This is a genomic window from Methylobacterium sp. WL116, assembly GCF_008039455.1.
Taxonomy (GTDB): Bacteria; Pseudomonadota; Alphaproteobacteria; order Rhizobiales; family Beijerinckiaceae; genus Methylobacterium.
Genome location: NZ_VRUV01000208.1, coordinates 1 through 7,734 on the forward strand (window position 1 = coordinate 1; position 7,734 = coordinate 7,734).

Sequence of the window (7,734 nt, forward strand, 5' to 3'; positions counted from 1 at the left end):
GCGCCGCGCCGTCGGCGCTTTCCGCGCGTGCCGCCGACCGGATCTTCACCGGCGCGGCGATGCCGGATGGTGCCGACACGGTGGTCATGCAGGAGGACGTCGAGGTCACGCCCGCGGGCGTCGTGCTGCCGTCCGGCATCGTCCGCGGCGCCAATCGTCGCCCGGCGGGCGAGGACATCGCGCGAGGCAGCGTCGCGATCCCCGCCGGCCGTCGGCTGCGACCGCAGGATCTGGCGCTCGCCGCCGCGATCGGACGCGACGCCATTCCCGTGCGGCGGGCGTTGCGCGTCGCGGTGTTCTCCACGGGAAACGAGCTGACGGAGCCCGGCGGCGCGCGCGCGGCGTCCGGCATCCACGACAGCAACCGCGTGATGCTGATCGCGCTGCTGCGGCGGCTCGGGGCCGATGCCCGCGACCTCGGCATCCTGCGCGACGACCCGGATGTGCTCGCCGCACGCCTGCGCGAGGCGGCGCAGGGGCACGACCTGATCCTCACCTCGGGCGGCGTCTCGGTCGGCGAGGAGGATCACGTGAAGAACGCGGTCGCCGCCGCGGGATCGCTCGCGTTCTGGCGGCTGGCGATCAAGCCCGGACGCCCGGTCGCCATGGGGGTGGTCGCCGGCACGCCGTTCGTCGGGTTGCCCGGCAATCCGGTCGCGGCCTTCGTCACCCTCGCCTTCGTCGTCCGGCCCCTTCTCGATCGCCTCAGCGGCGCGGTCCATACGGAGCCCAGGGGCATGCCCGTGCGGGCCGCCTTCGCGCTGTCGCGAAAGCCGGGCCGGCGCGAGTTCCTGCGCGTCTGCGTGCATCGAGCCGCCGACGGGGCCTGCGAGGCGACGCTGTTCCCGCGACGCGGCTCGGGCACCATCACCTCGCTCACCGGCAGCGACGGCTTCGCCGACGTGCCCGACCATCTCGGCCGGATCGATCCGGGAGACTTTCTGGCATTCCACGCCTTTGCCGCGATGTGGTGACGGCGTGATCGTCGGCGATGCGGCACCGCAACCGCTAGGCTCCAGGCGCGATGCCGGCTATCGTCGAGGTCGCATCGGCATCGTTGCTGCCGGTTGAAGGCGAGCGCATCATGAAGCCCCACGCCGCGGTCAGCGACGTTCCCCCGCCGCCGGGCAAGCGCCCGTTCGTCCTCGTCGGCCTGGTGGCGGCCGGCCTGTTCGGTTGGGGCGGCTACGGGCACTGGAAGCAGTCCGCCGCCGCCACGGAGACGCAGCGCAAGGTGCGGGAGACCGTGCCGGCCGTGCGCGTCGCCGCGGTCGAGCGCAGCGACAAGCCGGTCGACCTGACCCTGCCCGGCGATACCCAGGCCTTCGCCCGCGCCGCGATCTTCGCCCGCGCGACCGGCTACATCGCCGAGCGCCGCGTCGACATCGGGTCGCGGGTCAAGGCCGGCGACATCCTGCTGCGGATCGCGGCGCCCGAGCTCGACCAGCAACTCGCTCAGGCCGAGGCGCAGGCCGGGCAGATGCGGGCGCAATTGCTTCAGGCGAAGGCGCAGGTCGACCAGGCGCGCGCCAACGTCAATCTCGCCAACCTCACCAACAACCGCACCTCGACGCTGGCGACGCAGGGCTGGGCCTCGCGCCAGAACGCGGACAACTCGCAGGCGGGCGTGCTGAGCCAGGGCGCCTCCCTCGCGGCCGCGGAAGCCGGGGTGAAGGTCGCCGAGGCCAACATCAAGGCGCAGGACGCGACCGTCGACCGCCTCAAGGCGCTCACCAGCTTCAAGGACGTGGTCGCCCCCTTCGACGGGGTCGTCACCACCCGCAGCGTCGACGTCGGCGACCTGGTGAAGGCCGACGGCAGCGGCACGGCGCTGCTCGGCATGGATCGCGACGACATCCTGCGCATCAGCGTGAACGTGCCGCAGAACGCGGCGATCGGCGTCAGGAAGGGCGTCGTCGCCACGATCAAGGTGCCGCAGATTCCGGACCGTACCTTCTCGGGCCGGGTCGAGCGCAGCTCGGTGGCGCTGCTGACCGCGTCGCGCACCCTGACGACGGAAGTCGACGTGCCGAACCCCGATGGGACGCTGCGCGCCGGCCTCTACGTCTACGTGACCCTGCAGATTCCACGTCCTGAGCCGGCGGTGATCGTTCCCGCCGACGGCCTGGTGTTCAACCAGGGGGGCACCCAGGTCGCGGTCGTCGGAGACGACGACCGGGCCGAGTGGCGCTCGGTGCATATCCGGCGCGATTTCGGGACGACGATCGAGATCGACCAGGGCCTGACCGGGCAGGAGCGGATCGTGCTCGGGCCGCCGGCCGACCTTCGCGACGGCCAGCGGATCAAGCGCGATGGCGGCCCCGGCGAGGCCAAGCCGGTCCAGGCGGCGGCGCGCTGAGGGCGCTCAGTTCACCCGGACGATGAGCTTCATCTTCGGGTGGATGCCGCACAGCACGAGGAAGGTGCCGTTCTTCTCGAACGTCACCGGCGTGCGGCTGCCCGGGACCTGATCGCCGGAATCGAAGTTGAAGGCGTCCGACTCGATGTAGATGTGGTGGAGCAGGTCGCTGTCGTCGTTGACGATGGTGATCGTGTCGCCGCGGGTGACGACGAGGCTGTTGGGCTGGAACGCCCGGCCCTTCTGCGACACGAGGTGACCGCTCGCTTCCAGCCGGCCGACGAAGGCCATGCCTGCCAGAACGCCCGCGACCAGCGCCACCGCCGTGCCGGCGACGGAGCGTGGGGCCGAGCGTGGGCTCGCGCGGCCGATCACCGATTCCCTGAGGTTGGGCATGGCGTCCTCGAAGATCACGCCTCATGGTTGCGCGGCCGTGGTTAAGATTCTGCTGATGTCGACGGCGGCTTTCGCGTGCTCCACAACGTAACTGCAGCGTTGCATCGGGCTTCGGTACGAGCCTCGGTGCCCGATCCAGCCGCCGATACGCGGCGCACCGGCTAATGGCGCCTTAACATTTCGCATTTAACTTGGCCGAGCGCGGGCAGAAAGAAGCTACGTCTCGATGCGATGGAATGGGACCGGACCGAATAGGAGGCCACGCTCGGCAACGAGCGGGATGCCGCGCATGGTGGATGCGCGGGTGACCATCCGTGGCCGGATCCTCCTGGCGTTCCTGACCATGAGCCTGATCACCGGCGCGCTCGGTCTCTACGCGATCCGGGGCCTTCAGGATGCGGGCGAGCTCGTCAACCGCACCTACGACGAATCGCTGATGTCGATCAATTACGCGCGGGCCGCGGCAGCGGACTTCGCCAAGATGCGCTCGGCCTTCGCCCGGCGCATGGTGACCGGCGATCCGGCGGCCGCCTCCAAGCTCGATGCCGAAATCAACGAGCTCGCCGCGACGCTCTCCGACGACCTCGGGATCGCCGTCGAGCGCTCGCAATCCGACCGTGTGATCCGTTCGGCCAAGGCCGTCCAGGAGGGCGTGGAGCTCTGGGAGTCGATGCGCCACGGCCTCGACGGATCGACCGGCAAGAGCGCCGCCTGGGACGCCCTCGACCGCCAGGCCGGCATCGTCGACGGGCAGATCGAGCTTCTGGTCAACTATACCGCCGGCGACGGTTTCGTCTTCCGCCAGACCGCCCGGACCGTCGTCGCGCAGGAGATCCGCTTCAACGTGATCGCGATGGCGGTGGCGCTGATCCTGTCCGGCTTCGTCGCCTACCTGCTGAACCGCCGGATCATCGGCCCGCTCGCCTCGGCCTCGGCGGTCGCAGAGCGGATCGCGGCCGGCCGCCTCGACGACGCGGTGCCGACCGGCGGCCGCGACGAGCTGGGTGCGCTCCTGCGGGCCATGGCGACCATGCGCGACAACATCCAGGCGATGATGGAGCGCGAGGTCAGCCAGCGCCGCTCCGCCGAGGCACTGCTGGCCGACGCGCTCCAAAGCTCGCGCGAAGGCGTCGTGGTCGTCGACGCCCACGGGCGGATCGCTCTGGCCAACGCCCAGGCGCTGGAGTTCTTCAGCGGCCTGCGCTCGGCCGTCGAGGTCGGATCGTCGGTGATCGCGCTCGCCAACGGCGAGATCGACGCGCCGGCCCCGATGATCGACTGCGCGCGGACCCTGTCGCGCGACGGCGAGGTTCTGCTCGCCGACGGCCGCTGGTTGCGCGTCAGCCGCAGCGCCACGCAGGAGGGCGGGTTCGTCGCCGTGTGCAGCGACATCAGCGTCCTGAAGGAGCAGGAGGCCGGGCTCACGCAGACGAACCTGCGCCTCGACGCGGCGCTCGACAACATGAGCCAGGGCCTGTGCCTGTACGATGCCGACCACCGCCTGATGGTGGTGAACCGGCGCTACGCCGAGATCTACAACCTGCCGCCCGGTTCGGTCGTGCCGGGCATGTCGGCCGAAGCGGTGCTCCAATGCAGCCTCGGCGCCGGCCACCATCCGGGCTCGACCCTCGCCGATATGCTGCGCGAGGCCGCCTGCATCTTCGGGACGAGCCGCCAGCGCACCCATTTCCAGGAACTCGCCAACGGCCGGGTCGTCGCCATCGAGCAGCGGATGACCGCCGATGGCGGCTTCGTCGCGACCTACGACGACGTGACCGAGCGGCGCCAGGCCGAGGCGCGGATCGCCTATCTCGCCCACCACGACACCCTCACCGGCCTGCCGAACCGGATCCTGTTCAGCGAGCAGGTCGACGCCGCGATCGCGCAGGCCGGGCGCGGCACCGGCTTTGCCGTGTTCTGCCTCGATCTCGACGATTTCCGGCCGGTGAACGACACCCTCGGCCACGTGGTCGGCGACGAGCTGCTGCAGGCGGCGGCCAACCGGATCGGCGCCTGCATCCGCGAGATCGACAGCTGCGCCCGCCTCGGCAGCGACGAGTTCGCGATCCTGCAGCGCGGGATCGACACCGCCGAGGATGCCGCCGTGCTCGCCCGCCGCCTCGTCGAGGTGCTGGGCGCGCCCTTCGTCCTGTCGAGCCACACGGTGACCCTCGGCGTCACCCTCGGGATCACCCTGGCGCCTTACGACGGCACGAGCTGCGAGAAGCTCCTGATGAACGCCGACGTCGCGCTGGCGCGGTCGAAGGTCGACGCCCGCGGATCGTTCCGGTTCTTCGAGCCGGAGATGGATGCGCGCCTGCAGGCACGCCGGCTGTTCGAGGTCGACCTGCGCGAGGCGGTCGCCAACGAAGCCTTCGAGGTCCACTACCAGCCGATCTACTGCCTCAACGCCGACCGGATCTGCGGCTTCGAGGCGCTGCTGCGCTGGAACCACCCGGTGCGCGGATGGGTGTCGCCGGTCGAGTTCATCCCCGTCGCCGAGGAGCTCGGCCTGATCGTGCCGCTGGGCGAATGGGTGCTGCACCGCGCCTGCGAGGAGGCCGCCCGCTGGCCCGAGGGCCTGAAGGTTGCCGTGAACGTCTCGGCGGTGCAATTCACCTCCGCGAGCCTGATCACCGCCGTGCGCGAGGCCCTGCAGCGCACCGGCCTGCCCGGCCAGCACCTCGAATTGGAGATCACCGAATCGGTGCTGGTCGCCAACCCCGGCGCGACGACGGCGATCCTGCACAATCTCAAGATGCTCGGCGCCCGCGTCTCGATGGACGATTTCGGCACCGGCTACTCGAGCTTGAGCTACCTGCGCAGCTTCCCCTTCGACAAGATCAAGATCGACCAATCCTTCGTGCGTGACCTGTGCGCCGAGAACGGGACCGAGTTCATCGTCCGTGCGGTGATCGGCCTGGGCGCCAGCCTGCGGATGACCACGACGGCCGAGGGCGTCGAGACCGAGGCGCAGCTGTCCAAGCTGCGAGCCGAGGGCTGCGACGAGGTCCAGGGCTACCTGTTCAGCCGACCGGTTCCCTCGGTCGAGCTGCCCGCCCTGATCACCCGTTGGAACGGCGCGGCGCGGGCGATCGCCTGATCCACGCCGCCCGGTTCGGCCGACGTGGATTCGATCGGTCGAGTCGCGGACCGGCGGTCCTACTCCGCCGCGTCGAGGCGCGGGCGTTCGATCACCGTCCGGCCGCGCTTGACCAGCTCGGCCGTGCGGAACGCCACTTCCAGGGCCTGCTCCGCGTTGAGGCGCGGGTCGCAGTAGGTGTGGTAGCGATCCTGGAGGTCGTCGGCCGTCAGCGCGCGGGCGCCGCCCGTGCATTCGGTCACGTCCTTGCCGGTCATCTCCAGGTGGATGCCGCCCGGGATGGTGCCTTCGGCGGAATGGACGCCGAAGAAGCCCTCGATCTCCTGCATCACCCGCTCGAACGGGCGCGTCTTGTAGCGGCCGGCCGAGATCGTGTTGCCGTGCATCGGATCGCAGACCCACACGACGCTGCGCCCCTCGCGCTCGATCGCGCGAACCAGGCGCGGAAGATGCTCGCCGACCTTGTCCGCCCCGAACCGGCAGATCAGGCTGAGCCGACCGGCCTCGTTGCCGGGATTCAGCTTGTCGACGAGCCGGATCAGGCCGTCGGCCTCCATCGACGGCCCGCACTTCAGGCCGATCGGGTTGCAGATGCCTCGGGCGTACTCGACGTGGGCGTGATCGGGCTGGCGCGTCCGGTCGCCGATCCACAGCATGTGGCCCGACGTGGCGTACCAATCGCCGGTCGTCGAATCGACGCGGGTCATCGCCTCCTCGTAGCCGAGCAGCAGCGCCTCGTGGCTGGTATAGAAGTCGGTGGTCCGCACCTCCTGGTGCGTCTCGGGATTGATCCCGATGGCGCGCATGAAGTCGAGCGCCTCCGTCATCCGCTCGGCGACGTCGGCGTAGCGGGACGATTGCGGGCTGTCCTTGACGAAGCCCAGCATCCAGCGGTGCGAGTTCTCGAGGTTGGCGTAGCCACCGGTCGCGAAGGCGCGCAGCAGGTTGAGCGTCGCCGCCGACTGCCGGTACGCCTCGAGCTGCCGGCGCGGGTCCGGGATGCGCGCCTCGTCCGTGAAGGTCAGGCCGTTGACGATATCGCCGCGGTAGCTCGGCAGGCTCACGCCGTCGAGCGTCTCGGTCGGCGAGGAGCGCGGCTTGGCGAACTGCCCAGCGATGCGCCCGACCTTCACCACCGGCGACGCGCCGGCGAAGGTCAGCACCAGTGCCATCTGCAGGAACACGCGGAAGAAATCGCGGATGTTGTCGGCCGAATGCTCGTCGAAGCTCTCGGCGCAATCGCCGCCCTGAAGCAGGAAGGCCTGCCCGGTGGAGACGCGCGCGAGCGCCGTCTTGAGCTTGCGCGCCTCGCCGGCGAAGACCAGGGGCGGGAAGCTCGCGAGCTGGGCCTCGACCGCTTCGAGGGCGGCCGGATCCGGATAGGCCGGCACCTGCTGAATCGGCAGGTCACGCCATGTCTTCGGTGTCCAACGCTCGCCCATCACACAACTCCCCCGCACCGTGCGGCGATCTTTCCTCCACGCCGAATCCTGGCGCGAAGCGCGGCTTATAGAGTGCTTTTTTCCGGGGAGCGAGATGAGGCCGGCGCAGGCCAGGGCGGATCGGGGGTCAGGTCCCGTATCCGCCTCCGCGAAGATCAGCCTTCGCCGTCCTCGACCTCGATGCCGTGCTCGGCCAGGATCCAGAAGATCGCTTCCAGGTCCTCCGCCGAGACGTCCCGGGGCGGAAGCGCCTCCTCCAGGTCCTCGTAGGTCAGGCAGCGGCTGCGCCGGGCCGCCGCCTTCGTGAGCAGCGCCTCGATCGCGCCCTGGATGTCGGGCGCCAGCGCGTCCCGGCTCGGCAGGGTGGTGGTGAAAGCTGGCCGGAGCGCGTCGGCCAGGAGGCCGTCGATCACGCGCTGACGCCGCGCCTGCGC

6 protein-coding genes are annotated in these 7,734 nt (G+C 70.3%); 3 read left to right on the forward strand and 3 right to left on the reverse strand.

Annotated elements, in window-relative coordinates; all coding sequences use genetic code 11:
- Both FV223_RS15405 and FV223_RS15410 read left to right on the forward strand, forming a co-directional pair.
- Positions 1-974, forward strand: a 974-nt coding sequence (locus FV223_RS15405; RefSeq protein WP_147727861.1) for a molybdopterin molybdotransferase MoeA, incomplete at its 5' end; no start/stop codon positions are given.
- A gap of 110 nt (positions 975-1,084) precedes the next feature.
- Positions 1,085-2,359, forward strand: a complete 1,275-nt coding sequence (locus FV223_RS15410; RefSeq protein WP_147727862.1) for an efflux RND transporter periplasmic adaptor subunit — start codon at positions 1,085-1,087, stop codon at positions 2,357-2,359.
- Between the two features lie 6 nt (positions 2,360-2,365).
- Here the strand turns inward: FV223_RS15410 and FV223_RS15415 are convergent, their stop codons facing one another.
- Positions 2,366-2,755: a plastocyanin gene (locus FV223_RS15415; RefSeq protein WP_348642513.1), complete on the reverse strand. Its 390-nt coding sequence runs from the start codon at positions 2,753-2,755 to the stop codon at positions 2,366-2,368.
- Positions 2,756-3,035: 280 nt separating this feature from the next.
- Here FV223_RS15415 and FV223_RS15420 point away from each other — a divergent pair, with 280 nt between their 5' ends.
- Positions 3,036-5,858, forward strand: a complete 2,823-nt coding sequence (locus FV223_RS15420) for an EAL domain-containing protein (protein ID WP_246689694.1) — start codon at positions 3,036-3,038, stop codon at positions 5,856-5,858.
- A gap of 59 nt (positions 5,859-5,917) precedes the next feature.
- On the opposite strand, the gene FV223_RS15425 is transcribed toward FV223_RS15420, so the two are convergent.
- Together FV223_RS15425 and FV223_RS15430 are read right to left on the reverse strand one after the other, a co-directional pair.
- Positions 5,918-7,300, reverse strand: a complete 1,383-nt coding sequence (locus FV223_RS15425) for a 3-deoxy-7-phosphoheptulonate synthase class II (protein WP_147727864.1) — start codon at positions 7,298-7,300, stop codon at positions 5,918-5,920.
- 155 nt (positions 7,301-7,455) lie between these two features.
- A partial coding sequence (locus FV223_RS15430; protein WP_147727865.1) for an RNA polymerase sigma factor region1.1 domain-containing protein occupies positions 7,456-7,734 on the reverse strand: 279 nt, incomplete at its 5' end.